We start from the raw sequence: 26,266 nt of genomic DNA on the forward strand, positions 1-26,266 counted from the left end.
CTCTTGTCGCCTATCCGTCGGCTAACCCCCCCCCCCCCCGCCTCTTCGGGGTGTGGCGGTCTCACCCCCCCCCCCCCCCGCTTCCGCGCGGGTCGGATCACGCGTGGGTCAGGTCACGCGTGGGTCAGACGGCCCACCAGACGGTGGTGTCGGCGGGCAGCTTCGCCTGGCCGTCCTGCGACACGGTCACCTCGCCGCTGGCGACGAGCACCCGGCCGTACGCGGGGACGGTCACGGTCTTGGACCCGGTGTTCGCGGTGCACACGAAGTCACCGCGCTGGAAGGCGAGTACGCCCTCCGGGGCGGTCAGCCACGTGACGGTGTCGCCCGCGCCGAGGTCGGCGCGCTCCCGCCGCACGGCCAGCGCGTCGCGGTACAGCTCCAGGGTGGAACCCGCGACACCGCTCTGCGCCTCGACGCTCAGCTCGGCCCACTCGGCCGGCTGCGGCAGCCAGCTTCCGCCGTCACCGAAGCCGTACGACGGGCCGGTGCGGGTCCACGGGATCGGCACCCGGCAGCCGTCGCGGAAGCCGTCCTGTCCGGCGCCCCGGAAGAAGGCCGGGTCCTGGCGCGCCTCGTCCGGCAGGTCGACGACGTCGGGCAGGCCGAGCTCCTCGCCCTGGTACACGTAGGCGGAGCCGGGCAGCGCCAGCATCAGCAGGCTCGCGGCGCGGGCCCGGCGCAGCCCGAGCTCACGGTCGCCCGCGGTGCGGATCTGGGTGCCGAGGCCGGCCTCGTTGGCGAAGCGGGTGGCGTGCCGGGTCACGTCGTGGTTGGACAGCACCCAGGTGGAGGGCGCGCCCACCGGGCGCATCGCGTCGAGCGTGCGGTCGATCACCGCGCGCAGCTCCTCGGCCTCCCAGTGGGAGCCCAGGTACTGGAAGTTGAAGGCCTGGTGCAGCTCGTCGGGGCGCACGTAGTTCGCGGTGCGCTCGACGGTGGGCGTCCACGCCTCGGCGACGAAGATGCGCTCGCCCGAGTACTCGTCGAGGATCGTGCGCCACTGGCGGTAGATGTCGTGCACGCCGTCCTGGTCGAAGAACGGCATGACATCGTTGCCCAGCAGTTTGAGCTGGTCGTGGTCGCCGAGGTCCGGCAGGCCCTCCGCCTTGACCATGCCGTGGGCGACGTCGATACGGAAGCCGTCGACGCCCATGTCCAGCCAGAACCGCAGGATCGAGCGGAACTCGTCGCCCACGGCCGGGTGTTCCCAGTTGAAGTCGGGCTGCTCGGGCGCGAAGAGGTGCAGGTACCACTCTCCGGCGGTGCCGTCGGGCTCGGTGACCCGGGTCCAGGCCGGGCCGCCGAAGATGGACTCCCAGTCGTTGGGCGGCAGTTCGCCGTTCTCGCCCTTGCCGGGGCGGAAGTGGTAGCGGTCGCGCAGCGAGGAGCCGGGGCCCTCGCGCAGCGCGCGCTTGAACCACTCGTGCTGGTCGGAGGAGTGGTTGGGCACGAGGTCGACGATGATCCGCAGCCCGAGACCGTGGGCGTCGCGGATCAGGGCGTCGGCGTCCAGCAGGTTGCCGAACATGGGGTCGACGGCCCGGTAGTCCGCCACGTCGTAGCCGGCGTCGGCCTGGGGCGAGGCGTAGAAGGGGCTGAGCCACACGGCGTCCACGCCGAGGTCGCGCAGGTACGGGAGTCGGGCACGTACGCCCTCCAGGTCGCCCATGCCGTCGCCGTTGCTGTCGGCGAAGCTGCGCGGATAGACCTGGTAGATCACCGCGTCGCGCCACCAGTCGCGATGCGCGGCGACGGTGGCGAGAACGGAGTTCGGGGCCTGGTCGGCGGAGTGCTGGCTCATGGCGTCCTTGATGCGATGAGGGTCCCCGGGTCCGGGCGCTGCCGGGCGATGGGGAGGAATTCGGCTGTGGGGGCAGACCCTGCTCACGCGAGGCCGGGAGCACGGGGCGGAAGGCGTCGGGGCGGGGGATGAGGCGGCCGCGGTACTGGCGGGGTCGGATGGGCACCGCGGCCGCCACCCGCGCGCGATGAGCGCGCGGGAGACTGGGGCGTTCGGGGGCGTCCTCGCGGATCAGCCCTTCGTGCCGCCCGCGGTGAGTCCGGTCACCAGGTTCTTCTGCACGAGGTAGAAGAAGGCGGAGACGGGTATGGCGACCAGCACGGCGGTGGCCGCCATCAGGTTGCGCTGCGCGTCGTGCTCGCTGACGAAGCTCTGGAGGCCGACCGCGAAGGTGTACTTCGAGTCGTCCAGCATGAACGTCGAGGCGAAGGCGACCTCACCGAACGCGGTGATGAAGTTGTAGAACGCGGCCACCGCGAGACCCGGCTTGGCGAGCGGCAGGATCAGCCGGAAGAAGGTGCCGAAGGGGCTCAGTCCGTCGACCCGGCCGGCCTCGTCGATCTCGAACGGGATGGTGTCGAAGTAGCCCTTGAGCAGCCAGGCGCTGTAGGGCACCGCCGTCGAGCAGTAGACGAGGATCAGGCCGAAGTAGTTGTCGATGAGCTGCAGGTCCGAGAGGATCTGGTACATCGGCACGATCAGTACGGCGATCGGGAACATCTGGGTGACCAGCAGGACCCACATGAACTTCTTGTAGCCGGGGAAGCGCATGCGCGAGACGGCGTAGCCGGTGGTGGCCGCGACCATCACGCCGATGACCGTGGTGCCGAGCGACACGATGAGCGAGCTCTTCATCCACTCGAAGAAGTTCGTGTGCTGGAGCACGAAGGAGTAGTTGTCGAACGTCATCGTGTTCCAGATGCGTCCGGGGTGCAGGTAGTCGTCCTGGTCCGGACCGAGGGACAGGAAGACCAGCCAGGCGATCGGGAACAGCGCGACCAGGCTCGCGACGGTCAGGATGCCGTGGGAGACCAGCGAGCCGAGGAGGCCGCGCCGGCCGCGCCGGGGCGCCGGGCGGGGCGACTCGGCGGACCTGGTGGCCTCGTCGGCCGGAGGCGTCTGCAGTGTGGTGGTACTCATGGAGACTCCTGCCTCAGATCGCGAGCTGCTGGTCATTGCGGTTCAGCCAGCGGCGGTAGAAGGAGGTGAAGACGATCAGGATGGCCAGCAGCAGCATGCCGTAGGCCGCCGACTGAGCGAAGTCACGCGGCTGCTGTCCGAAGCCGAGGTAGTAGGCCCAGGTGACGAGGATCTGCGCGTCCGGCGCGGTGCTGCCGAAGAGCAGGAAGATCACGGCGAACTGGTTGAAGGTCCAGATGATGCCGAGGAGCACGACGGTGGAGCTGACCGACCTGAGGCCCGGCAGGGTCACGAAGCGGAACTGCTGCCATTTGTTGGCGCCGTCCATCTCGGCGGCCTCGTACAGGGTCCCGTCGATGGACTGCAGTCCGCCGAGCAGCGAGACCATCATGAACGGCACACCGCACCAGGTGTTGACCATGATGGCGGCGAAGCGCTGCCAGAAGGTGTCCTCCAGCCACGCGGGCGCCGGCAGGTGCACCGCGTCGAGCATGGAGTTGATGATGCCGCCGTCGGCGAGCATGAAGCGCCAGCCGAACACGGTGACGAAGGTCGGTACGGCCCAGGGCAGCACCAGGATCAGCCGGTAGACCGTACGGCCGCGCAGCTTCTGGTTGAGCAGCAGCGCGAGGCCCAGGCCGACGCAGTAGTGCAGGGCGACGCAGATGACGGTCCAGGCGATGGTCCAGATGAAGTGCGACCAGAAGCGGTCGTACGACGTCGGACCCCACAGGATGTCCTTGTAGTTGTCCAGACCGATGAACTTGTAGGTGGCGTCGATGTGGTTGACGCCGATCGTGCGGGCCGAGTTGAGGCTGTTCGCGTCCGTCAGCGTCAGATAGAGGCCCCGTACCAGGGGATAGAGCACCAATCCGCCGAGTACGACGACGACCGGGGCGATCATCGCGTACGCGTACCAGTACTTCTGGTACGAGTGCTTGAGACGCTGCATCCGGCCGGGACGCGGTGCTCGGTCACCGCGGCGCTTGCCGGTCGCGCGGTCGATGGCGACTGTCATGGTTCGACACCTTCTGCAAGATCAGGAGTTGGGCGCACACAGCCGGTGGCCGCCGGGTCCGTTCCCCACTGTGGGGGTCCCCCCGGCCCGACGGAAGTCGGGCGGGGGAAGGATCCGGCGGCCACACGGGCTCACTTGCTGAAGTCCGGGACCAGCTTGGCGATCGCCAGTTCGGCGTTGCTCAGGCCCTTGTCCAGGGACTCCTTGCCACCCGCGATCTTCGGCAGCTCGGTGTCGAGCGGGCCCCAGAGGGAGCCGTACTCGGGCAGCGCCGGGCGCGGCTGGGCGGCGGGGAGGACGCCCTGGTAGCCGGCGATGCCCGGGTCGGCCTTGACCTCGGCGGTGTAGGCGTCGTCACGCGTCGGCAGCGTGGAGTTCTTGAGCGCGATCTCCGACTGCGACTTCGCGGAGGTCATGAAGTTCAGGAACTTCAGCGAGGCCTCCTGGTGGGCCTTGTCCGAACCCGCGTACACGGAGAGGTTGTGGCCGCCGGTCGGGGCGCCAGCCTTTCCGGTGGAGCCGGCCGGGACGGTGGCGATACCGAGGTTCGCCTTGTCCGCGAAGGCCGAGCCCTTGTAGAAGTTGGTGATCTCCCACGGGCCCTGGATGATCGCGGCGACCTTGCCGTTGACGAAGGCGTCCTGGATGTGGGCGTACGCGTCGGCGGTGGTGTCCGCCTTGTGCAGGCCCTTGCCGGAGAACAGACCCTGCCAGGTGCCGAAGGCCTTCTTGGCCTCGGGCGAGTTCACCGTGATCTTCTTCGCGGTGGCGTCGACGGTGTTCGTGCCCTCGCCGTAGAGGAAGGACTGCGCGTAGTAGGCCTGGGTCGAGCCCCAGTAGCCGTCGACGCCCGTCTTCTTCTTGATCGTCGCGGCGGCGGTCTTCAGGTCGCCCCAGGTCTTCGGGGCCTCCTTGATACCGGCCTTCTCGAACAGCGCCTTGTTGTAGACGAGCGCGAGGGTGTCGGTGACGAACGGCACACCGTACGTCTTGCCGTCGTACTTCGCCTGCTCGATCAGGTTGGGCTGGAACTTCGCCTGGTCCGCGAGGGCCGCGGTGCCGTCGAGCGGCAGGAAGTAGCCCTTCTTCGCGAAGGCCGGGGTCCAGCCGACCTCGGAGCGCAGGACGTCCGGGGCGCCGGAGGCACCGGCGGCCGTGTCGAACTTGTTCTGCGCCTGGTCGAAGGGCACGTTGACGTACTTGACCTTGATGGTCGGGTTGGCCTTCTCGAACTCCTTGGCCAGTGCCTTGTACGTCGGCGCCTCATTGGTGGCGTTGGAGGTGTCCCACCAGGTGATGGTGGTGGGACCGGCAGACTTGTCGTCGCTGCTGTCACTGCCGCCGCAGGCCGTCGCCGCGAGGGCGATGGACGCCACCAGCGCGGTGGCCGCTATGCCACGCCGCATGAGATCTCCTTGAGGGTGAAAGCCCGAGTAGGTGGGGAATCGGTCCCGCCCGATTCCCTCGCCTGCTTGCCGACTGCGCCGTTGCGTCTGCTGGGCGACGTGAACGTAACAGCGTTGTAAGCGGCGCGAAAGGTTTTGCAGCAAAAAAGTGCAAGAGCTGACGACAGTTATGGCCCCGTGACCTCGTGGCGACCGTCCCGCAACCCTGCTACCGGGCCGCTCAGCACACATCCGAACCTCTGTGCAAGACTCTGCAAGCTCTTGCCACGGGGGACGCGCACGGGGATCATCGGCCGTCAGTGCCTTGCAGGAGCCACCCCTTTCCGCGCGGCACACGCACGGGACACCGAGCCGACCAGAACACGAGGGAGCGCGATGACGCAGCAGCCCGGAGCGGGCCGAGCAACCGCCCGCACACGGCGTCTGGTTGGTGGGCAGGGCGAGATGCGGCCGGTACAGTCCAATCCTGTGACCACACGGCTTGCCGACATCGCAGCCCAGGCGGGGGTCAGTGAGGCGACCGTCAGTCGCGTCCTGAACGGGAAGCCGGGCGTCGCCGCGACCACGCGCCAGTCAGTACTGGCCGCGCTCGACGTCCTGGGCTACGAGCGCCCGGTGCGCCTGCGGCAGCGCAGCGAGGGCCTGGTGGGCCTCATAACCCCCGAGCTGGAGAACCCGATATTCCCTGCCCTCGCGCAGGTGATCGGGCAGGCCCTGACGCGCCAGGGCTACACCCCCGTGCTCGCGACCCAGACCCCGGGCGGCTCCACCGAGGACGAGCTGACCGAGATGCTGGTCGACCGCGGGGTCGCCGGCATCATCTTCGTCTCCGGACTGCACGCCGACACCTCGGCCGACATGCAGCGGTACGAGCAACTGCGCGGTCGCGGTGTCCCGTTCGTCCTGGTCGACGGCTTTTCGCCCAAGGTGCAGGCGCCGTTCATCTCCCCGGACGACCGCGCCGCGATGGCCCTCGCGGTCACCCACCTCGCCTCCCTCGGGCACACCAAGATCGGACTCGCCCTCGGCCCCAAGCGGTTCGTCCCGGTGCAGCGCAAGATCGAGGGCTTCGTGCGCTCGATGCAGGAGCAGTTCGACCTGAACCCCGCGGACGTCGAGGAGCGACTGGTCCAGCACTCGCTGTACACGCTGGAGGGCGGCCAGGCCGCCGCGAACGCCCTCATGGACCGCGACTGCACGGCGATCGTCTGCGCCAGCGACATGATGGCGCTCGGCGCGATACGGGCGGCACGCCAGCGCGGCCTGGAGGTCCCCACGGACATCTCGGTCGTGGGATTCGACGACTCTCCGCTGATCGCCTTCACCGACCCGCCGCTCACGACGGTCCGCAAGCCGGTGCCGGCGATGGGCCAGGCCGCGGTGCGCACGCTGCTGGAGGAGATCGGCGGGACGCCCGCGCCCCACAGCGAGTTCGTGTTCATGCCGGAGCTCGTGGTGCGCGGTTCGACCGCTTCCGCCCCCGGGGACCGGAATCGTCCCTGAACAGGACGACAAATCGCCCCTGAGAAGGATGACAAAGGGGGCGAAGCACTCCCGCGGGTGTAGAAAATGCGGCCAGGACCCGACCAGAGCATCATCGGTGAGGGAAGGCTTTTCTGGCAGACTCTGTGCCTATGGGTGATTCGACCGTGACGACACTGGAAGGCCGGGAGCAGACCACTCCACAGCCCGTCGCGGAGGAGAACGCGGGGAACAGACTCCTGCGCCGTATGCGGAGCCCGCGTCGCCCCCGCCTCTGGTTCGAAGTCCTGCTCATCGCCGTGAGTTACTGGACGTACTCACTGATCCGCAACGCCGTGCCGGAGCAGAGACACGAAGCGCTCCGCAACGCGGACTGGATCTGGCGGATGGAGCACCACCTCGGCATCGCCGTCGAGGAATCGGTCAACCACGCCGTGAACTCGGTCGGGTGGCTGATCATCGGGATGAACTACTACTACGCGACCCTGCACTTCGTGGTGACGCTGAGTGTCCTGGTCTGGCTGTACCGCTGTCATCCCGGCCGCTATGCGGCGGCCCGTCTCGCGCTTCTCGCCACCACGGTGGTGGCCCTCGTCGGCTACTACTTCTTCCCGCTCGCGCCACCCCGTCTGATGACCGGCAGCACCTTCGTCGACACGGTCATGGTCCACGAGACCTGGGGCTCGATGGCCTCCGGCGACCTGAAACACATGTCCAACCAGTACGCCGCGATGCCGTCCATGCACATCGGCTGGTCCCTGTGGTGCGGGCTGACCGTCTTCGCGCTGGCCAAGGCACCCTGGGCACGCATCCTCGGCGTTCTCTACCCGGCGGCCACCCTCGTGGTCATCGTCGCCACCGCCAACCACTTCTGGCTGGACGCGGTGGGCGGCCTGCTCTGCCTCGCCTTCGGCTTCCTGGTGACGCGCCTGTGGTACGGCGCGCTGCCGTACGCGCTGCCGCAGTGGGTACCGGGGACACGCGGGGCACCGGTCCTGCGGACGACGGAGTGAACACCGTCGTCCGCCCTCACCGTGGGCGACCACCGGACGGTCACGTTCAGTGACCGCCGGGTGCCGACCCGTAGAACAGTTCGTCCACCACGGCCCGGGCCCGCCGGGTGGTGCGCCTGTAGTCGTCGAGCATGTCTCCGACGTGCCCCGGGTCGTATCCGAGATAGCGGCCCACGGCGGCCAGCTCCCGCCCGTCGGAGGGGAAGGTGTCACCGGCCCTGCCCCGGACGAGCATCACGGCGTTGCGCACCCGGGTGGCCAGCACCCAGGCCTCGTCCAGCGTCGCCGCGTCCTCCGTCGACAGCAGGTCCGCCGCGCTCGCCGCGGCCAGCGCCTGGCGGGTCCGGGTCGTCCTGAGGCCCGGCTCGGCCCAGCCGTGCCGGAGCTGGATGAGCTGGACCGTCCACTCCACGTCGGAGAGGCCGCCGCGCCCCAGCTTGGTGTGCAGGGTGGGGTCGGCGCCGCGCGGCATCCGCTCCGACTCCATCCGGGCCTTCAGCCGCCGGATCTCCCGCACGGCCTCCTCGCCGAGGCCCTCCGCCGGATACCTGAGCGGGGCGACGAGCTCGATGAACCGGCTCCCCAGGTCCGCGTCCCCGGCCACGACCTCCGCCCGCAGCAGCGCCTGCGACTCCCACACCAGCGACCAGCGCCGGTAGTACGCCTCGTACGACTTCAGGGTCCGTACCAGCGGCCCGGACTTCCCCTCGGGCCGCAGATCCGCGTCGATCAGGAGCGGCGGATCCGCGCTGGGGAGCTGGAGCAGCCGCCGCATCTCGGACACCACGGCGTTCGCGGCCCGGGCGGCCTCCTGCTCGTCCACGCCCTCGCGGGGCTCGTGCACGAAGAGGACGTCCGCGTCGGAGCCGTAGCCGAGCTCGTGGCCGCCGAAGCGGCCCATCCCGATCACCGCGAACCGGGTGGGCAGCGTGTCGCCCCAGCCGTCCCGCACCACGGCCCGCAGGGTGCCCGCGAGCGTCGCCGCGGTCAGGTCCGAGATCGCACCGCCGACGAGGTCGACCAGCGCCCCCTGATCGGCGACGGCCGGCGTCTCCTCCGTCCCGTAACTGGCGACGATGTCCGTCGCGGCGATACGGAACAGCTCCCGGCGCCGGACACCGCGCGCGACGGTCACGGCCTGCTCTCCGCCGTCGGCCCGGCGCACCGCGGCGAGGATCTCCTGCTCGAGCTGGGCCCGGCCGCGCGGCTCCAGGCCGCCGCTCTCCCCGTCGCCCAGCAGGGCCACCGCCTCCGGCGCGCGCATCAGCAGGTCGGGGGCGAGCCGGCCCGCCGACAGCACCCGCGCGAGGTTCTCGGCGGCGGCACCCTCGTCCCGGAGCAGCCGCAGATACCACGGGGTCTTGCCCAGCGCGTCCGACACCTTGCGGAAGTTCAGGAGCCCGGCGTCGGGGTCCGCGGAGTCCGCGAACCAGCCCAGCAGCACGGGGAGCAGGGTCCGCTGGATGGCGGCCTTGCGGCTGACCCCGGAGGCCAGCGCCTCCAGATGGCGCATGGCGGACGCCGGATCGGCGTACCCGAGGGCGACGAGCCGCTCCCTGGCCGCGTCCGGGCTCAGCCTGCTCTCGCCCGGCGCCAGTTGGGCGACCGCGTCGAGCAACGGCCGGTAGAACAGCTTCTCGTGCAGCCGCCGGACCATGGCCGCGTGCCGCTTCCACTCCCGGTTCAGTTCCCTGACCGGGTCGACGCGCAGCCCCAGCGACCGTCCGATCCGGCGCAGATCGGCCTCGTCCGTCGGCACCAGATGGGTGCGCCGCAGCCGGAAGAGCTGGATGCGGTGCTCCATCGACCGCAGGAAGCGGTAGGCGTCGTCGAGCTGTACGGCGTCGGCGCGCCCCACGTATCCGCCCGCGGCGAGTGCTTTCAGGGCGTCCAGGGTGGTGCCGCTGCGCACGGTCGTGTCGGCCCGGCCGTGCACCAACTGCAGGAGCTGTACGGCGAATTCGACGTCCCGCAGTCCACCCGGGCCGAGCTTCAGCTCCCGTTCGATCTCGGCGGCCGGGATGTTCTCCACGACCCGGCGCCGCATCTTCTGCACGTCGGGGACGAAGTTCTCCCGCTCGGCGGCGTGCCACACGAGCGGGGCCAGCGTGGCGACGTACTCCTCGCCCAGCTCCAGGTCCCCGGCCACCGGGCGGGCCTTGAGCAGCGCCTGGAACTCCCAGGTCTTGGCCCACCGCTGGTAGTAGGCGAGATGGCTGCTGAGCGTGCGCACCAGGGGGCCGTTGCGTCCCTCGGGACGCAGATTGGCGTCGACCGGCCAGATGCTGCCCTCGACGGTCGTCTCCGAGCAGATCCGCATCATGTGCGAGGCGAGGCGGGTGGCCGCCTGCACGGACTTCCCCTCGTCGGCCCCCTCGGTGCCCTCCGCGACGAAGATCACGTCGACGTCGGAGACGTAGTTCAGCTCGTGTCCCCCGCACTTGCCCATCGCGATGACGGCGAGCCGGCACAGCGCGGCGTCGTCGGGCGCGGCGGCACCGGCGATGGCGAGCGCGGCGCGCAGGGTCGCGGTGGCGAGGTCGGCGAGTTCGGCGGCGGTCTGGGCGAGGTCGGTGGTGCCGCACACGTCGCGCGCGGCGATGGAGAGCAGGCAGCGGCGGTAGGCGACGCGCAGCGAGACGGGGTCCGCGGCGTCCGCGAGCCCCCGCTCGAACTCCCGGACCCCGGGATGCAGGTCCCGCGCCTCGTAGGTGACGAGAACCTGCCAGTCGTGCGGGTGCCGGGCGAGATGGTCGCCGAGCGCGGCGGAGGCTCCGAGCACCCCGAGCAGCCGGTCCCGCAGCGGTTTGGCCGCGATCAGCGTGTCGAGGAGTTCCCGCTGGGCCGGCGGGCCGTCCTGGGCCTCGACGAGCCGGACGAGTCCGAGCAGGGCGAGGTCGGGGTCGGCGGTGGCGCCCAGCGCGTCCAGGAGCACCGGGTCGTTCCGCACGGGTGCCAGTTCGGGCCCCTCCAGGAGCCCCTCGGCCGCCGATGGATCGGTGAAGCCGTGCCGCAGCAGCCGCGTGAAGGTACTGCTTCTGCGCCCCGGCGCCGTCATCCCGGCCTCCTGTCGGATCGGACTCCACGGATCATCGGATCAAGGTCGTGCGAAGCGAGCCTAACCCCGGTCTCCAGGGTGGCGCCCCGCACCGGTCCGGGCTTCCGTGGACAGTGCCGTGAGCCGTACGACGGGGGAGTCAGGCCATGGACATGGCCCTCGAAGTGATCCTGCTGCCGGTCTCCGACGTGGACCGGGCCATGGAGTTATACCGGGAGGTGGGCCAACCGGCCCACGATCGCCGACGGGAGCAGTTCATCCGATCTTCATCCCTCGGGTTGAGGGGCGTGGGTCGCGGGAATGTTGGCGTGCGCATGCTCTGTCCGCACCGCCACCGTCGCATCTCCCCCCCACCGGAGGTCTGAAGTGTCCGGCAGAAACGTGTACACCCGCAGCCGTGCCGTCGTGGCATCCGCCCTCGCCTTCACCGCGGTAGCGGTGGGGCTGTGGACGGGCTTCGCCGGCTCGGCTCCCGCGCACGCCGCGGCCGCGGTCCCGACCCCGGACCACGTCGTCGTCGTGGTCTTCGAGAACCACGCGTACAGCCAGGTGATCGGCTCCTCCAGCGCCCCGTACATCAACTCGCTCAAGACCGGCGGGGCCAACCTCTCCCAGTCGTACGCCGAGACGCACCCGAGCCAGCCCAACTACTTCGCCCTGTTCTCCGGCTCCACCCAGGGCATCACGGACGACAGTTGCTACACGCCCGGCTTCTCCTCCGCCCCGAACCTCGCCTCCGAGCTGATCGCCGCGGGCAAGACCTGGGGCAGCTACAACGAGACGCTGCCCAGCCAGGGTTCGACCACGTGCAGCAGCGGGAACTACGCCCGCAAGCACAACCCCTGGTTCGGCTTCAGCAACGTCCCGACGTCCAGCGCCAAGACCTTCACCCAGTTCCCGACGGACTACACGACGCTTCCGCAGGTCTCCTTCGTGGTCCCGAACCTGTGCAGCGACATGCACGACTGCTCGGTGTCCACCGGTGACACCTGGCTGAAGAACAACCTGAGCGCGTACGCCACCTGGGCCAAGACCCACAACAGCCTGCTCGTCGTCACCTTCGACGAGGACAACCGGCTCGCCGGCAACAAGATCCCGACGGTGCTGTACGGCCAGCGGGTGACCGCCGGATCCTCGTCCTCCACCACGTACAACCACTACGACCTGCTGCGCACGCTGGAGGACATGCACGGCCTCTCGCACGCCGGCAACGCGGCCTCCGCCAAGGACATCACGGGCATCTGGACGTCCTGACATGTACCTTGCGGACAGCCGCGCCGGTACACCGGAGACAGCGGCGGCGTCCGCGGAGAGCGCCGCCCGGCCCCGCGCCGGGCGGCGCCTCACCGCGGTCGGGCCCACGGTGCTGGCACTCGGCACGGTCAGCCTGATCACCGACGTCTCCTCGGAGATGGTGACGGCCGTCCTGCCCCTGTACCTGGTGGCGGGCCTCGGCCTGTCCCCTCTCGGCTTCGGGCTCCTCGACGGGATCTACAACGGTTTCTCGGCCCTGGTCCGCCTGGCCGGGGGCCATCTCGCCGACCGGGGCGGCGGCCGCCACAAGTGGGTGGCGGGCGCCGGATACGCCCTGTCGGCAGCCTGCAAACCGCTGCTCCTGGTGGCCCAGACCCTGACCCCCATCGGCCTGGTCCTCGCCGCCGACCGCACCGGCAAGGGCCTGCGCACCGCGCCGCGCGACGCCCTGATCTCCCTGTCGAGCAGCCCCGGCACCCGCGGCCGCGCCTTCGGCGTCCATCGCGCGATGGACACGGCGGGCGCCCTGCTCGGCCCGCTCGTCGCGTTCCTGATCCTCCGGGCGACCGTCGACGGCTACGACGCGGTGTTCACGGTGAGCTTCTGTGTGGCCGTGGTGGGCGTCCTGGTCCTGGTGCTGTTCGTACCGGGCGGCCCGGCCGTGCGGGCCACATCCGTGGCGGAGACACCGGCCGAGCGGGCCGCGTCCATGGCGGAAGCAGCGGCGGCGCGGGCCGCGTCCGTGACGGAGACACCGGCGGCGCGGACCGTGCCCGTCGCGGAGACACCGGCGGCGCGGACCGTGCCCGTCGCGGAGACACCGGCAGCGCGGACCGTGCCCGTCGCGGAGACACCGGCAGCGCGGACCGTGCCCGTCGAGGACACACCGGCGGCGCGGACCGTGCCCGTGGCAGAACCACCGGCCGAGCCCAGCGCCACCCCCGCCGAACGTGCCGCGCCCCCCGCGCCCCGCCCCACCCTGCGCGCCGCCCTCGCGCTCCTGCGCCGCCCGGAGCTGCGGGGCATCGCGCTGTGCGCGCTCCTGCTCGGGCTCGCCACGGTCAGCGACTCGTTCATGTTCCTGCTGCTCCAGCGCAGGCTCGGGGTGCCGGACCGCTGGTTCGCGCTGCTGCCCGTCGGCACCGCCGCCGCGTTCCTGCTGCTGGCCGTCCCGCTGGGCCGGCTCGCGGACCGGGCCGGCCGGTGGCGGGTGTTCCTGGCCGGCCACGGCGCCCTGCTTCTCGCGTACGGCCTGCTGCTGACGTCCTGGCACGGTACGGCGCTGCCGTTCGCCGTCCTGTTCCTGCACGGCGGCTTCTACGCGGCGACGGACGGCGTGCTCATGGCCGCGGCCTCGGACAGCGTGCCCGAGGAACTGCGGTCGTCCGGGCTCGCGCTGGTCCAGACGGGTCAGGCGATGGCGCGCTTCGCCTGCTCGCTCGCCTTCGGCGCGGCCTGGACCGCGTGGGGCGACCGTACGGCGCTCATGGTGTCCGCCGTGGCGCTGGCCCTGTGCGCGCTGTTCTCCCTGAGCCTGCGCCCCGTCCGCCGCACCTCTTCGGAAGGCCGCCTCGCATGACGCCGCGGAACCGCATCCTGGTCCTGGTCTCGGCCCTGCTCGTCCTCGCGGGGGTCGCGACGGCCTCCGTGCTGCACGCCTCGGCCCGCGCGGAGCGCCGGAACCAGGCACAGCCGGGCGGTCCCCGGATCACCGCGGGGCCGGTCTCCCTGACCGACTCCCGGCGGCTGGTGTTCCGGAACATGGCGTGGGGCCCGCACCGCGACGAGCTGACGTCCGTCCCGGCCTCCGACCCGTCGGGTCCGCGCACCGCGTCCAAGGTCAAGTGCCTGCGCTTCTACGCCGCTTCGGGCACCGGGGTGTGCCTCCAGGCGGTGCGCGGCGCGGTCCAGGACACCTACCGGGCGGTGATCCTCGACTCGGCCCTGCACGTCAGGGCCCGCTACGACGTGCCCGGCATCCCGTCCCGGGCCCGGGTCTCGCCCAGCGGCCGGTACGCCGCCTGGACGGCGTTCGTGGGCGGCGACTCGTACGCGGGCACGAACTTCTCCACCCGGGCGGCGATCGTCGACACCCGTACGGGGAAGCTGACGCCGTCCCTGGAGGCGTACCGGGTGGTGAAGGACGGCAGGACCTACCGTTCGGCCGACGTCAACTTCTGGGGTGTCACCTTCACGGGCGACGACCGCGGGTTCTACGCCACCATGGCCACGCACGGCACGACCTACCTCGTCCGCGGCGACCTGACCGCCCGCACCGTCACCACCGTGCATACCGACGTCGAGTGCCCGTCCCTCTCCCCCGACGGCACTCGGGTCGCCTACAAGAAGCGCGTCAAAGGCCTTCCCAAGGACGCCCCTTGGCATCTGTACGTCCTCGATCTGCGCACCGGGCACGAGACGGCGCTCGCCGAGCCCCGCAGCGTCGACGACCAGGTGGTCTGGCGCGACGACCACACCCTCGTCTACGCCCTCCCCGGCGATTACGGCGCCGACCTGTGGACGCTGCCGTCCGACGGCACGGGAAAGCCGCGGCGCGTCAGCACCGCGGCCGTGTCACCCACGTACGTGGGCTAGGAATTCAACCGGGCCGGTCAGGGTGCCGTCAGGACCCGGCGCCGACGCGGCGACGGCGGACGGCCAGGACCAGGCCGCCGCCGAGGACGGCCGTGGCGGCCGCGGCGGCGGCGAGGACCGGGGTGCCGTCGGAGCCGGTGCTCGCCAGGCTGCCGTCGACGTCACCGGTGGTGGAGCCGCCGGTCGTGGAACCGGCCGACGTGGAGCCCGTACCGCCCGTGCCGCCGGATCCGCCGGTGGACTGGCCCTCGGGGTCGTTGCCTCCGGTGGAGGTTCCCGGGGAGGTGGCGGAGGGCGACGGGGAGGGGTCCTCCTCGTTGTCGGTGGGGATGGCGACGTGGATCTTGGCCGTGTCGTTGGCGGCGTTCTTGTCGAAGTCCGGGTGGATACCGTAGACGGAGGTCGCCTTCACCTCGCCGTCGGTGGTCTTCGTCCCCTTCGCGACGTCCAGCATGAAGGTGTACGTGAGGGTCTGGCCGACCTCGATGACGTGGTCGTCGGGCGTGCAGACGTAGACGGCCCTGCCCGGCGTCCCTCCGGGCGCGTCCGGCCCGTCGATAGCGAACGGCGAGCAGTCGTCGGGGACCTGGCTGGCGGTGGTGCCCTTCGGTATCCGCACCATGAGCGCCGGCTGGTCGTCGCTCGTCTGGACCTGGACCCAGCCGGGGCCGTCGTTGCGAAGACCCACGTTGATGGACTGCTGGCCGCCCGCGAGGGCCTCGGTGTCCTCGCCGAGCGCGACGAGGTCGGCCGAGCTGTCGGCGGTCAGGTCGAGGCGCCGGTAGCTCTCGGAGAATCCCTCGCCCGGAAGCGCGCCCGTGGCCGAGGTGCCGTACTCGACCTGTTCCATCAGCGCCTTGGGCAGCGCCTTGAACCGTACGGGCGTCTCGACCGAGGCGCCGGGCTCGATGACCGTGTCGAGCTCGCAGACGGCCTGCCTGACCTGGTGGGCGACGGTCGAGTAGGTACAGCCCTGAACATCCTCGGGGAAGTCGAGCCCGCGGGTCAGCCGGACCCGGAAGGTGAAACCGTCCGCCGCCGCGGTGCCCTTGTTGGTGACGACGACGTTCTTGTCGTACACCTCGCCCGGCTTGGGCGACGTGCTCGCCAGGGTCGATATCTCCAGGGAGGCCTCGCCCGGATCGGCGTACGCCGGGGCTGCGGCGACCGCGGGAACGGCCGCGACGAACGCGGCGGCGGCCACGAAGGCCGCCGGCTTGCGAAGGTGCGAGGGGCGGATGCGCTGGCGCACGGTTGGATCTCCTCGTGGGGCCGGACGGACGAAGACCGGAGCTTCTCCGTCCGGCCACGTCCTGGACACCTGGAGGGCGCCAAGGGTTGTACGGCCGCCCAAGGCGAGCGAGAGGAAGGGCGCGAGGGAGAGGCAGAGAAGGGCGGAGGGAAAGGGGGGAGAAGGGCGGGAGAGACGTGGGGCAAGCGCGGGAGGGCCGCGGTCACAGCACCGGCAGATTCTTCCGCAGTTCGAAAGCGGTGACCTCGCTGCGGTACTCCTCCCACTCCGCCTTCTTGTTGCGCAGAAACTGATGCCGGGTAGGCGCTGAGCAGCCGAAACGACAAGTTGGAAAAGGCTCCCTGGCTACGAGGTTCGGAGTCTCGCGGCCCACGGCGACGAAGGCTCTCGACAAACTGGAGGCCGCCGGCGTGTTGGCGGGCGGGGGCAGGCAAGGTGCGGACGGTCCGCGCCGTGCCGATTCGAGAGGAGCGTTCGTAGCTTGTCGGAGCTGACGGAGTGGGCCTATCCCCTCGCGGAATCACTGCTCTCCGAGGTACTGCCCCGACGGTGGCAGCGCTGCTTGGGCGTTGCTGAGCGAGCATGCGACGCAGGTGGAGGACCGGTGCCAGGTGCGCACCGATGCCGCAGACATCCCTAGCCACGCAGGTCGTCGGGGCCCTATCGCCCGAGTCGGGAGGACAACAAGTCCCGGGCCGTCTTTCCGACCACGTAGAAGGCGAACAGCCCGACAAAGCTCCTTCCCGCTGCACCCCAGGTCGGTGCCTGAGCGAGCAGCATCCACCCGAGCGCGCCTGTCGCAGCCCATGCGAAGCCGAACACCACGTTCCCCAGCACCATCCGGCCCACGCTGCTAACCCTGATCGCCCTTGTCTGCGCCCGCAGGACGCCCGCTCGCCCGGACCACCCCGGCGCTGAAAGCCACGATTCCGATGCCAACCGCTCTTCCCGCCGACTGCATCAGATCGCTGGACGCCGCCTCTCCGGCCGCCATCAAGAACATGCCGGCGGCGAACACCAGCACCCCCAAGCCGTAGACGCGAGTGTGCTTCACCGTCGGCCGGATGTTGGGAAGTACCCAGCCAAGAGTGATCGCTGCGATGCCGCCGACGGCGGCCACCAGCGCGCACAGGGCAAAGAGTGCCGCGAAGTAAATGGCCATGGGCCCCCTCCGAGTGCCAGATCCAGGGCGGATGCCCGCGTGATCTTTACAGCCTCCGCGTTCCCACGTCCACACATGCCCGCAGCCTGCTGCCGCCCTCGTCCAGTCGACTCCCGGCTACGCCAGGGGCGGCCCCCACATCTCGCCAAAGAACCGGGGCCGACCTTGCCCAACCAGCCCGCTACGGACCTGTTGCACCTACCTGGGGCACACGGACCCCGGCTTCACGCTCCGGGTCTACACGCACCTGCTGCCGAGCAGCGAGGGCCGCGCCCGGCGGGCCGTGGACAGCATGTACGCGGGTGGCGTTTCCGGGGCGGACGGCCCACAGACGGCCCAGAGGTGGTGAGGACAGCCGCGGGGCCCACGGTCATCGACCGTGGGCCCCGCGTGCTGGGCCACAAAGAAATGTGCCTGACCTGCGCTTACAGCACCGGCAGGTTCTTCCGCAGCTCGAACGCGGTGACCTCGCTGCGGTACTCCTCCCATTCGGCCTTCTTGTTGCGCAGGAAGAAGTCGAAGACGTGCTCGCCGAGGGTTTCGGCGACGAGTTCGCTGCGCTGCATCAGGGCCAGAGCCTCGCCGAGGTTCTGCGGGAGGGGCTCGATGCCCATGGCGCGGCGCTCGGCGTCGGAGAGGGCCCAGACGTCGTCGTCGGCGCCCGGCGGGAGTTCGTACCCCTCCTCGATGCCCTTCAGGCCCGCGGCCAGGAGCAGCGCGTAGGCGAGGTACGGGTTCGCGCCCGAGTCGATCGAACGGACCTCGACCCGCGCCGAGCCGGTCTTGCCGGGCTTGTACATCGGCACGCGGACGAGGGCGGAGCGGTTGTTGTGGCCCCAGCAGATGTACGAGGGGGCCTCGCCGCCGGCTCCCGCGGTGCGCTCCGAGCCGCCCCAGATGCGCTTGTAGGAGTTGACCCACTGGTTGGTGACGGCGGAGATCTCCGCGGCGTGCCGCAGCAGGCCGGCGATGAAGGAGCGGCCGACCTTGGAGAGCTGGTACTCCGAGCCGGACTCGTAGAACGCGTTGCGGTCGCCCTCGAAGAGGGAGAGGTGGGTGTGCATACCGCTGCCCGGGTACTCCGAGAACGGCTTCGGCATGAAGGTGGCCTGGACACCCTGCTCCAGCGCGACCTGCTTCATGATCAGCCGGAAGGTCATGATGTTGTCGGCCGTGGAGAGCGCGTCGGCGTAGCGCAGGTCGATCTCCTGCTGGCCGGGGGCGCCCTCGTGATGGCTGAACTCGACCGAGATGCCCATCGACTCCAGCATCGTGATGGCCTGGCGCCGGAAGTCCTGGCCGACGTTCTGCGGGGTGTGGTCGAAGTAGCCGGAGTTGTCGGCCGGGGTGGGCCGCGAGCCGTCCAGCGGGCGGTCCTTCAGCAGGAAGAACTCGATCTCGGGGTGGGTGTAGAAGGTGAAACCCAGGTCCGAGGTCTTGGCGAGGGCGCGCTTGAGGACGTAGCGCGGGTCCGCGAACGACGGGGAGCCGTCCGGCATAAGGATGTCGCAGAACATGCGGGCGGTGCCGGGGGCCTCTGCGCGCCAGGGCAGCACCTGGAAGGTGGACGGGTCGGGCTTGGCGATCATGTCCGACTCGTACACGCGGGCGAAGCCCTCGATGGCCGAGCCGTCGAAGCCGATGCCCTCGTCGAAGGCCTGTTCCAGCTCGGCCGGGGCCACGGCCACCGACTTCAGGAAGCCGAGTACGTCCGTGAACCACAGACGTACGAACCGGATGTCACGCTCCTCCAGCGTCCGGAGCACGAACTCCTGCTGCTTGTCCATCTTCCGCTTCCCCATCCTTGCTGGTCAGGCTGCCTGCTCCCACGCCTCGAAGACGATCGGCGCACCTGAGCATCCCACCACAACACCATTTCATGCGCGTTGCGGACCATGATCGGCCGGGCGACCTCGGCCTGAACGCCTCGCGTACGGCAGGTGTCCTGCTCTGCCGCACATACTGCCTGCTCACACCCCCACCCGTAAGGCCCGGCCGGTACCCACCCGTCACCCGAGCCTTAATTTGCATCTCAGATGCAAGTTTTATTAGTGTGCGATCCATGCGGAGCGCCGCAACCCACCGCTCCCGCCCCGGCTTTGAGGAGTCCTGATGCTGTCCGAACAATCCGCCATCACCGTGCGCGCGACCCTCCCCGTCGTCGGCGCCGCCATCGGCGAGATCACCGAGCGCTTCTACGCCGGACTGTTCAGCGCGCACCCCGAGCTGCTCCGCGACCTGTTCAACCGGGGCAACCAGGCCGCGGGCACCCAGCGTCAGGCCCTGGCCGGATCCATCGCCGCCTTCGCCACCTACCTGGTCGAGCACCCCGACGAGCGGCCCGACGCGATGCTGAGCCGCATCGCCCACAAGCACGCCTCCCTGGGTGTCGCGCCCGAGCAGTACAAGGTCGTGCACGAGCACCTCTTCGCCGCCATCGTCGAGGTTCTCGGCGACGCGGTCACCGCCGAGGTCGCCGCCGCCTGGGACGAGGTCTACTGGCTCATGGCGAACGCCCTCATCGCCATCGAGAAGCGCCTGTACGACGAGAACGCGGACGACGGCTCCCTGCGCCCCTGGGTGGTCACCGAGCGCGTCGAGGAGACCGCCGACGTCGCCACCTTCCGGATCCGCCCGGCCGACGGCGCGCCCCTGCCGGACTTCCGCGCGGGCCAGTACGTCTCCGTCGGCGTCGAACTCCCGGACGGCGCCCGCCAGATCCGCCAGTACAGCCTCTCCGGCGCGCCCGGCTCGCCGGTGCGTCAGATCAGCGTCAAGCGCGTGCGCGCCGACGAGAACGGCGTGACGGGCCCCGAGGGCGAGGTCTCCGGCCATCTGCACGCCCAGGTCCGCGAGGGCAGCGTCCTGCAGGTCTCCGCGCCGTACGGCGACCTGGTCCTCGACGGCACGGACGCCCCCCTGATCCTCGCCTCGGCGGGCATCGGCGTCACCCCGGTGATCGCCATGCTGGAGCAGCTCGCGATCTCCGGCCACAAGGCCCCCGTCACCGTCGTGCACGCCGACCGCTCCCCCGCCGAACACGCGCTGCGCGCCGACCACGAGGCGTTCGCGGGCAAGCTCGCCGACGCGGAGACGCACTTCTGGTACGAGCGGCCCGAGCCGGGTCACCCCGCCGAGCGGACCGGTCTGGTCGACCTCTCGGGAGTGACCGTGCGGCCGGGCACGCACGCCTACCTGTGCGGTCCGCTGCCCTTCATGCGGGCGGTACGGACCCAGCTCCTCGGCAAGGGCGTGCCCGCGTCCGACATCCACTACGAGGTGTTCGGCCCGGACCTCTGGCTGGCCCAGGGCTAGGGCCGGGGCGGCCGGGAGCGGGCCGGTCCGCTACGGCCTTCGGGTGAGGGCCAGCAGCACCGGCCCCGTCGGCTCGGCGACGACGTCGGCGATCGTGAGCGGGTCCAGCGAGGCGTAGAAGGCCTCCTGGGCCCGCCGCAGGGCGCCCCGCAGCCGGCACGCCGAGACGAGCGGGCAGGGTGTGTCGCCCTCGCACTCGACGACGTCGCCCTCCCCCTCGAAGGTGCGCACGATCGCGCCGACGGACTCCCCGCGCCCCTTCTCGGTGAGCGTGAGACCGCCTCCCCTGCCGCGCCGGGCGTCGAGCAGCCCGAGGTGCTGGAGTTCGGCGACCACCTTGGCGGCGTGCGTGTAGGGGACCCGCATGTCGTCCGCGACCTCGCGCGTGGTGGGCGTCGAGCCGTCGGCGACGGCCAGTCGCATCAGGACGCGAAGGGCCAGGTCGGTGGAGCGCAGCAACCGCATACCCGCCAGAGTAGGTAATGCGCATCTCCGGTTCAAATTTTCTTCCCGGGCATGTCCGGCCCCGCTTCCCCGCCGGCTGACCCGCCCGCGCACGGCCCCGCATCCCCGCCGACCGCCGCAACCCGAGTCCGGCCCGCGCCCGGGGCCGTTTCCCCGTCGCCGCGCCCCACCCGCCGCGCACATCCCCCTCCCGCGTCCACCCCCTGCTTCGGCCAATCCCGTGCACTCCCCGGGCCAATCCCGCGCCCTCCTTGCCGGTGCCCCTCGGTGCCCGATTACGATCGGCGCACTCGACCGTCCCATCCTCATAAGGACTCACCATGGGTTCCGCCAAGAACACCAGCACCGGATCGCGCCAGGCCCGTATCGAGGAGCTGCGCCGTGCCGAGCGCGCCCGCGAGCGGCGCAACCGGTTCCTCGTGATCGCGGCGAGCACGGTCGTCGTCGCCGGCCTCGTCGCCGGTGCGGTCGTGCTCGTCCAGTCGCAGTCGGACGACGGCAAGAAGGACACCGCGAGCGACGCGAAGCAGGCGTCGGGGCACTTCGTCACGGGCGCGGACGGGGTGAATACCTGGAAGGGCACCCTCTCGCGCAACCACGTCACCAAGACCGTGTCGTACCCGATGGAGCCGCCGGTCGGTGGTGACCACAACCAGGTCTGGATGAACTGCAACGGCGACGTCTACACCAAGGCCGTCAACCCCATGAACGCCGTGCACTCCCTGGAGCACGGCGCGGTGTGGGTGACGTACAACAGCAAGGCGTCCGAGGCCGACGTGAAGGCGCTCGCGGCCAAGGTCAAGAAGACCCCGTACACGCTGATGAGCCCGGTCGACGACCAGAAGGACCCGATCATGCTGAGCGCCTGGGGCAAGCAGCGCTCGGTGACCGGCGCGAGCGACAAGAACGTCGACGCGTTCCTCTCCGAGTTCGTGCAGGGCAAGCAGACGCCCGAGCCGGGAGCGGCCTGCACCAACGGCCTGTCCCAGTGAGGAACATCGGGTGGATCGCGGGGGCCGCGGCGACCGTTCTCGTCGCGGCCGGGGCGATCACGTACGCGGTCGCCGACGGCGGCGACGCCGGCGACGGCTCCGGGACGCGGGTGCCCGCCGCGGACTCCGCGGACGCGGGCTTCGCCCGGGACATGGCGGTCCACCATCAGCAGGCCGTCGAGATGTCCTACATCGTGCGGGACCGCACCGAGGACACGGAGGTACGGCGCCTCGCGTACGACATCGCGCAGACGCAGGCCAACCAGCGGGGCATGCTGCTCGGCTGGCTCGACCTGTGGGAGCTGCCGAAGGTGTCCTCGGACACGCCGATGACCTGGATGGACATGGGCGACATGGCGTCCGGCAAGGACGGCTCGCTGATGCCGGGCATGGCCACGAACACCGAGATGAAGCGGCTCGGCACGCTCAACGGGAAGCAGGCCGAGGTCTTCTACCTCCAGCTCATGACCGACCACCACAAGGGCGGCATCCACATGGCCGAGGGCTGTGCCGCCAAGTGCACGGTCGGCGTGGAGAAGCGGCTCGCGCAGGGCATGGTCGACGCCCAGCAGTCGGAGATCAAGCTGATGGCCGACATGCTGAAGGCCCGGGGCGCGAAGGCGCGCGACTAGGACCTGCCCAGCCGGACAGGTCCTGGGGCGGTTCCTGAGCCGGTGGCTGGGGCGTGTCCGCCTCGCGGACAGGGGTCTCGCAGACAGGGGTCTCGCGGACAGGGGTCTCGCAGACAGGGGTCTCGCAGACAGGGGTGCGGAACGGGTCCGGGGCGCTGCCCCGGACCCGTTCACCCCGTGCGCCGCATGGTCAACCGCGCCAGTCGGTACCGCACTTCAGGGCGACGTCGGTCGGTACGAGCCGCTCCATCGAGCCGGGCCGGCCGTGGGTGACGGCGAGCTGGGCCTTGTTCAGGTAGCCGATGAAGAGCTGGGTGTGGGCGGGCATGGCCGCCGGGTCGTAGATGAAGACGACGGTGCCGTCGCCGCGCCGCTCCCGCTTCACGACCTTGTCGACCCCCGCTCCCGAGCCGTGCTTGTCGACCTGTGTGTGGTCGTCCGGGCCCTTGCAGAACACCCCGGTCTTCACGAGGACGGGGAATCCCGCCTTGCGCAGCGCCTTCTGGAGTCCCGCCGGGTTCTTGAAGTACTGGTCCTTGGTCCAGGTCACCGCGACCGTGCCGTCCGACCGCTTGGCGACGGTGAACGCGACGGCCTCGGTGTTCCCGCCCGTGGGCGGCGCGGTGGACGGGTGGCCGTAACCCGGCGCGCCGAGCGCCAGGCCTGCGGCCGCCGTGGCACCCACCGCCGCCACGGCCACGCGCCTGCGCCGCCGCCGGGCCGCGCGGCCCTCGGCCACGATCCGCTCGACGGGCACCACCATGGTGATGTCGTCGAGGGAGCCCCTCAGGGCGTCCAGGACGTCCCTGTCGTCGTCGGTTCCGTTCATGATCCTGCCTCCGGTGTGTCGAGGGTGACGAAATGGCCGCGGAGTGTCCCGACGGCTCGTGCCAGATGGGCGGTGACGGTTCCGGGAGCGATCCCGAGCGTCTTCGCCGTGGTCGCGGTGTCAAGGTCGAGGAAGACCCGCAGGGCGACGACCTCCCGCTGTCTGCGCGGCAGTTCGCGCAGCAGGGCGAGAAGAGCGGGGTCGAGCCCCGCGCCGCCGGACTCCGCGGCCGCGGAGTCCCCGCCGTCGTGGTCACCGAGCGCGACCTCGTGCCGTCGCCGGCGCCACCACGAGATACGGGTGTTGAGCGCCGTCCGGACGATCCACGCGCGGGGGGCGGGATGGCCGCGGACCCGGGGCCAGGCGGCCCAGGCCCTGGCGAACGCCTCGGCCACGAGGTCCTCGGCCAGCTGACGGTCGCCCACCGCGGCGAGGACCGCCCGCAGGCAGACGTCCCGCCCGCTCCGGTAGAACTCTTCGAACTCCAGCTGCTTCACACCCCCACCACGCGGCGGGGACTCGATCCGCTTACAAAAGCCGGCCACCTCTTTACGGACCCTGGAACGGGATAGAGGGAAAACCCTCGACTATGGGCAAGGGTCCACTTCAAACCATCCCAAATGATCGCCAATCGCGGCCACTTGGTCTTTCCTTGGCTTTTTCATTCCCCTGGCATGAACGGATCACCGTAAGAGTGGCCCCCATCTGTGATCCATTCCTCACGCTCCGGCAGGACGTGGGGCTTTCGCGTGGATCACCGCAACCACTACATGCGACGTATCGCATCGCAGGGGGTTCTATGAGATCCAACCGCGCCACCGCGCGCGCCGGAGTGAGCCTGGCGGCGACCCTGCCCCTGCTCGCCGGCGCGCTGGCGCTCGGCATACCCGCGGCATCCGCCGCGGACGGCCCGAGCCGAGTCACGCTCGCGGGCACCAAACCCGCGTGGGCCACGGCCCACGCGGACAAGGGAGCGGCTTCCGACGGCTCCCAGGTCTCGGCCCGGGTGTACTTCGCCGGACGGGACGCCAAGGGCCTGGCGGCGTACGCCAGGGCCGTGTCCGACCCGCACTCGGCTTCGTACGGGAAGTACCTCAGCGCCAAGAAGGCGCAGACGCGTTTCGGTGCCACCAAGGCCCAGGTCACCGCGGTGACCACCTGGCTGAAGTCGGCGGGCCTGAAGGTCACCGGAACGTCGCAGCACTACGTCTCCGTCACCGGTGACGTGGCCGCCGCCGAGAAGGCGTTCGGCACCCAGCTCCACAACTACACCAAGGGCAAGAAGGTTTACCGGGCGCCGTCGAAGACGGCTTCCGCGCCCGCCGCCCTGAACGGCGCCGTCCTGACCGTCACCGGCCTGGACAACGCTCCGCACAAGGCGCAGCACGCCGATCAACTGCCGCCTCCGGACGCGGTGTTCAAGAACTCTGGGCCGTTCTCCTCGTACTACGGCTCGAAGACCGCGAGCACGCTGCCGGACGCGTACGGATCGAAGATCCCGTACGCCGTCCAGGGCTACACCGGCAAGCAGCTCCGCGCGGCGTACGGAGCGGGCAAGCGCACCGGCAAGAAGGTGCGGGTCGCCATCACCGACGCGTTCGCCTCGCCGACCATCGCCTTCGACGCGGCCACCTACGCCGGCAAGCACGGCGACGCCGCGTACTCCAGCGGTCAGCTCCGTCAGGTGCTGCCCAAGAAGTACACGAAGACCGAGGAGTGCGGAGCGGCCGGCTGGTACGGCGAGGAGACCCTCGACGTCGAGGCCGTGCACGCGGTCGCGCCGGGCGCGAGCATCACGTACGTGGGTGCCGCCTCCTGCTACGACGACGATCTGCTCGACTCGCTCAACAAGATCGTCGACGGACACCTGGCCGACATCGTCTCCAACTCGTGGGGCGACATCGAGGCCAACCAGACCCCGGACCTGGCCGCGGCCTACGACCAGACGTTCCAGTTCGGCGCGGTCGAGGGCATCGGCTTCTACTTCTCCTCCGGTGACAACGGCGACGAGGTCGCCAACACCGGCACGAAGCAGGTCGACACCCCGGCCAACTCGGCGTGGGTGACGGCGGTCGGCGGTACCTCGCTGGCGGTCGGCAAGAACGACACGTACCTGTTCGAGACCGGCTGGGGCACCGAGAAGGCCACGCTGTCCGAGGACGGCAAGAGCTGGACCGGGTTCCCGGGCGCGTTCACCTCGGGTGCCGGCGGTGGTACCAGCAAGACCGTGGCGCAGCCCTACTACCAGAAGGGCGTCGTCCCGAACGCGCTGGCCAAGGCCAACAACGCGGCGGGCAACCGGGTCGTCCCGGACATCTCGGCGATCGCCGACCCCAACACCGGATTCAAGGTCGGCCAGACGCAGACCTTCCCGGACGGGACCGAGCAGTACAGCGAGTACCGCATCGGCGGCACCTCGCTGGCCGCTCCGGTGATCGCGGCGGTCCAGGCGCTCGCCCAGGAGGCGCGCGGCGGCAAGGCGATCGGTTTCGCCAACCCGTCGATCTACGCCAAGGCCGGTTCGAAGGCGTACCACGACGTGACCGACACGCCCGGCGGCAAGCAGTACGCCGTGGCCCGTGTCGACTTCGTCAACGGCTTCGACGCGGCCGACGGTGTGGCCACCTCGGTCCGCAGCCTCGGCCAGGACAGCTCGCTGAAGGCCGTGAAGGGCTACGACGACGTCACCGGTGTGGGCTCGCCCGCCCCGGGCTACGTCGAGTCGTTCAGCCGTCGCTGACCGGCGTTCACCGACGATGCGCCCGCCTCTCCGACGGAGAGGGCGGGGCCTCGCGAGTTTGCGGGGCGGCCCCGCACACCCCCCGCCCCCCAACGCGGCGCGCTGTCCC

The 26,266-nt window shown here is 70.5% G+C and carries 21 protein-coding genes and 2 pseudogenes; 11 read left to right on the forward strand and 12 right to left on the reverse strand.

What is annotated here, in order from left to right:
* Window positions 1-124 precede the first annotated feature (124 nt).
* From ACFXGX_RS21710 to ACFXGX_RS21725, 4 genes are all read right to left on the reverse strand, one after another.
* The gene (locus tag ACFXGX_RS21710) at window positions 125-1,804 is read right to left on the reverse strand and encodes a glycoside hydrolase family 13 protein (RefSeq protein WP_384793638.1); all 1,680 of its coding nucleotides are present in this window, start codon (window positions 1,802-1,804) and stop codon (window positions 125-127) included.
* Between the two features lie 231 nt (window positions 1,805-2,035).
* Window positions 2,036-2,944 carry a sugar ABC transporter permease gene (locus ACFXGX_RS21715; protein ID WP_384793641.1) on the reverse strand — a complete coding sequence of 303 codons (909 nt, stop codon included), beginning with the start codon at window positions 2,942-2,944 and terminating at the stop codon, window positions 2,036-2,038.
* 13 nt (window positions 2,945-2,957) lie between these two features.
* On the reverse strand, window positions 2,958-3,962 hold the full coding sequence (locus ACFXGX_RS21720; RefSeq protein ID WP_355768852.1) for a sugar ABC transporter permease: 1,005 nt from the start codon (window positions 3,960-3,962) through the stop codon (window positions 2,958-2,960).
* A 131-nt stretch (window positions 3,963-4,093) separates the two neighbouring features.
* On the reverse strand, window positions 4,094-5,368 hold the full coding sequence (locus ACFXGX_RS21725) for an extracellular solute-binding protein (RefSeq protein WP_384793645.1): 1,275 nt from the start codon (window positions 5,366-5,368) through the stop codon (window positions 4,094-4,096).
* A 468-nt stretch (window positions 5,369-5,836) separates the two neighbouring features.
* Here ACFXGX_RS21725 and ACFXGX_RS21730 point away from each other — a divergent pair, with 468 nt between their 5' ends.
* Both ACFXGX_RS21730 and ACFXGX_RS21735 read left to right on the forward strand, forming a co-directional pair.
* The gene (locus tag ACFXGX_RS21730) at window positions 5,837-6,871 is read left to right on the forward strand and encodes a LacI family DNA-binding transcriptional regulator (RefSeq protein WP_384793648.1); all 1,035 of its coding nucleotides are present in this window, start codon (window positions 5,837-5,839) and stop codon (window positions 6,869-6,871) included.
* 131 nt (window positions 6,872-7,002) lie between these two features.
* Window positions 7,003-7,863 carry a phosphatase PAP2 family protein gene (locus ACFXGX_RS21735; protein WP_384793651.1) on the forward strand — a complete coding sequence of 287 codons (861 nt, stop codon included), beginning with the start codon at window positions 7,003-7,005 and terminating at the stop codon, window positions 7,861-7,863.
* Window positions 7,864-7,909: 46 nt separating this feature from the next.
* Here ACFXGX_RS21735 and ACFXGX_RS21740 read toward each other — a convergent pair whose 3' ends face one another.
* Complete coding sequence (locus ACFXGX_RS21740) at window positions 7,910-10,921, reverse strand: bifunctional [glutamine synthetase] adenylyltransferase/[glutamine synthetase]-adenylyl-L-tyrosine phosphorylase (protein ID WP_384793653.1); 3,012 nt, start codon at window positions 10,919-10,921, stop codon at window positions 7,910-7,912.
* A gap of 366 nt (window positions 10,922-11,287) precedes the next feature.
* On the opposite strand from ACFXGX_RS21740, the gene ACFXGX_RS21745 reads away from it, so the two are divergent.
* From ACFXGX_RS21745 to ACFXGX_RS21755, 3 genes are read left to right on the forward strand one after another with little or no spacing between them, the layout of a single operon-like run.
* Window positions 11,288-12,175: an alkaline phosphatase family protein gene (locus ACFXGX_RS21745; protein WP_384793656.1), complete on the forward strand. Its 888-nt coding sequence runs from the start codon at window positions 11,288-11,290 to the stop codon at window positions 12,173-12,175.
* A 1-nt stretch (window position 12,176) separates the two neighbouring features.
* On the forward strand, window positions 12,177-13,754 hold the full coding sequence (locus ACFXGX_RS21750) for an MFS transporter (RefSeq protein ID WP_384793659.1): 1,578 nt from the start codon (window positions 12,177-12,179) through the stop codon (window positions 13,752-13,754).
* Complete coding sequence (locus ACFXGX_RS21755) at window positions 13,751-14,770, forward strand: TolB family protein (protein WP_384793661.1); 1,020 nt, start codon at window positions 13,751-13,753, stop codon at window positions 14,768-14,770. Before ACFXGX_RS21750 ends, ACFXGX_RS21755 begins: the two co-directional genes overlap by 4 nt.
* A gap of 28 nt (window positions 14,771-14,798) precedes the next feature.
* On the opposite strand, the gene ACFXGX_RS21760 is transcribed toward ACFXGX_RS21755, so the two are convergent.
* Both ACFXGX_RS21760 and ACFXGX_RS21765 read right to left on the reverse strand, forming a co-directional pair.
* Window positions 14,799-16,022, reverse strand: a complete 1,224-nt coding sequence (locus ACFXGX_RS21760; protein ID WP_384793664.1) for an LPXTG cell wall anchor domain-containing protein — start codon at window positions 16,020-16,022, stop codon at window positions 14,799-14,801.
* A gap of 202 nt (window positions 16,023-16,224) precedes the next feature.
* Window positions 16,225-16,311 (reverse strand): annotated as a pseudogene (locus ACFXGX_RS21765) (glutamine synthetase); the annotation flags it as partial.
* A gap of 52 nt (window positions 16,312-16,363) precedes the next feature.
* Here ACFXGX_RS21765 and ACFXGX_RS21770 point away from each other — a divergent pair.
* Both ACFXGX_RS21770 and ACFXGX_RS21775 read left to right on the forward strand, forming a co-directional pair.
* Window positions 16,364-16,516, forward strand: coding sequence for a hypothetical protein (locus ACFXGX_RS21770; RefSeq protein WP_384793708.1), 153 nt, complete (start codon window positions 16,364-16,366; stop codon window positions 16,514-16,516).
* Window positions 16,504-16,605: pseudogene (locus ACFXGX_RS21775) on the forward strand (phosphohydrolase); the annotation flags it as partial. The gene ACFXGX_RS21770 and the pseudogene ACFXGX_RS21775, both read left to right, overlap by 13 nt.
* A gap of 270 nt (window positions 16,606-16,875) precedes the next feature.
* Here the strand turns inward: ACFXGX_RS21775 and ACFXGX_RS21780 are convergent.
* Window positions 16,876-17,184 carry a hypothetical protein gene (locus tag ACFXGX_RS21780; protein WP_384793667.1) on the reverse strand — a complete coding sequence of 103 codons (309 nt, stop codon included), beginning with the start codon at window positions 17,182-17,184 and terminating at the stop codon, window positions 16,876-16,878.
* Window positions 17,185-17,609: 425 nt separating this feature from the next.
* Window positions 17,610-18,971 (reverse strand): type I glutamate--ammonia ligase, encoded by a 1,362-nt coding sequence (glnA, locus tag ACFXGX_RS21785; RefSeq protein ID WP_384793670.1) that lies wholly within the window; start codon window positions 18,969-18,971, stop codon window positions 17,610-17,612.
* Between the two features lie 325 nt (window positions 18,972-19,296).
* On the opposite strand from glnA, the gene ACFXGX_RS21790 reads away from it, so the two are divergent.
* Window positions 19,297-20,499, forward strand: a complete 1,203-nt coding sequence (locus ACFXGX_RS21790) for a globin domain-containing protein (RefSeq protein WP_384793673.1) — start codon at window positions 19,297-19,299, stop codon at window positions 20,497-20,499.
* A 30-nt stretch (window positions 20,500-20,529) separates the two neighbouring features.
* Here ACFXGX_RS21790 and ACFXGX_RS21795 read toward each other — a convergent pair whose 3' ends face one another.
* Window positions 20,530-20,964 (reverse strand): RrF2 family transcriptional regulator, encoded by a 435-nt coding sequence (locus tag ACFXGX_RS21795; RefSeq protein ID WP_384793676.1) that lies wholly within the window; start codon window positions 20,962-20,964, stop codon window positions 20,530-20,532.
* Between the two features lie 320 nt (window positions 20,965-21,284).
* Between ACFXGX_RS21795 and ACFXGX_RS21800 the strand changes: the two genes are divergently transcribed.
* Both ACFXGX_RS21800 and ACFXGX_RS21805 read left to right on the forward strand, forming a co-directional pair.
* Window positions 21,285-21,956, forward strand: a complete 672-nt coding sequence (locus ACFXGX_RS21800) for a DUF3105 domain-containing protein (protein ID WP_384793678.1) — start codon at window positions 21,285-21,287, stop codon at window positions 21,954-21,956.
* Window positions 21,953-22,588: a DUF305 domain-containing protein gene (locus ACFXGX_RS21805; protein ID WP_384793681.1), complete on the forward strand. Its 636-nt coding sequence runs from the start codon at window positions 21,953-21,955 to the stop codon at window positions 22,586-22,588. Before ACFXGX_RS21800 ends, ACFXGX_RS21805 begins: the two co-directional genes overlap by 4 nt.
* A 190-nt stretch (window positions 22,589-22,778) precedes the next feature.
* Here the strand turns inward: ACFXGX_RS21805 and ACFXGX_RS21810 are convergent, their stop codons facing one another.
* Window positions 22,779-23,417, reverse strand: coding sequence for a hypothetical protein (locus tag ACFXGX_RS21810; protein ID WP_384793684.1), 639 nt, complete (start codon window positions 23,415-23,417; stop codon window positions 22,779-22,781).
* Window positions 23,414-23,914, reverse strand: a complete 501-nt coding sequence (locus ACFXGX_RS21815; RefSeq protein ID WP_384793687.1) for a sigma-70 family RNA polymerase sigma factor — start codon at window positions 23,912-23,914, stop codon at window positions 23,414-23,416. Before ACFXGX_RS21815 ends, ACFXGX_RS21810 begins: the two co-directional genes overlap by 4 nt.
* A gap of 302 nt (window positions 23,915-24,216) precedes the next feature.
* On the opposite strand from ACFXGX_RS21815, the gene ACFXGX_RS21820 reads away from it, so the two are divergent.
* The gene (locus ACFXGX_RS21820; protein WP_384793690.1) at window positions 24,217-26,157 is read left to right on the forward strand and encodes a protease pro-enzyme activation domain-containing protein; all 1,941 of its coding nucleotides are present in this window, start codon (window positions 24,217-24,219) and stop codon (window positions 26,155-26,157) included.
* Window positions 26,158-26,266 lie beyond the last annotated feature (109 nt).

The organism is Streptomyces sp. NPDC059371 (genome assembly GCF_042751995.1).
Classification (GTDB): Bacteria; Actinomycetota; Actinomycetes; order Streptomycetales; family Streptomycetaceae; genus Streptomyces.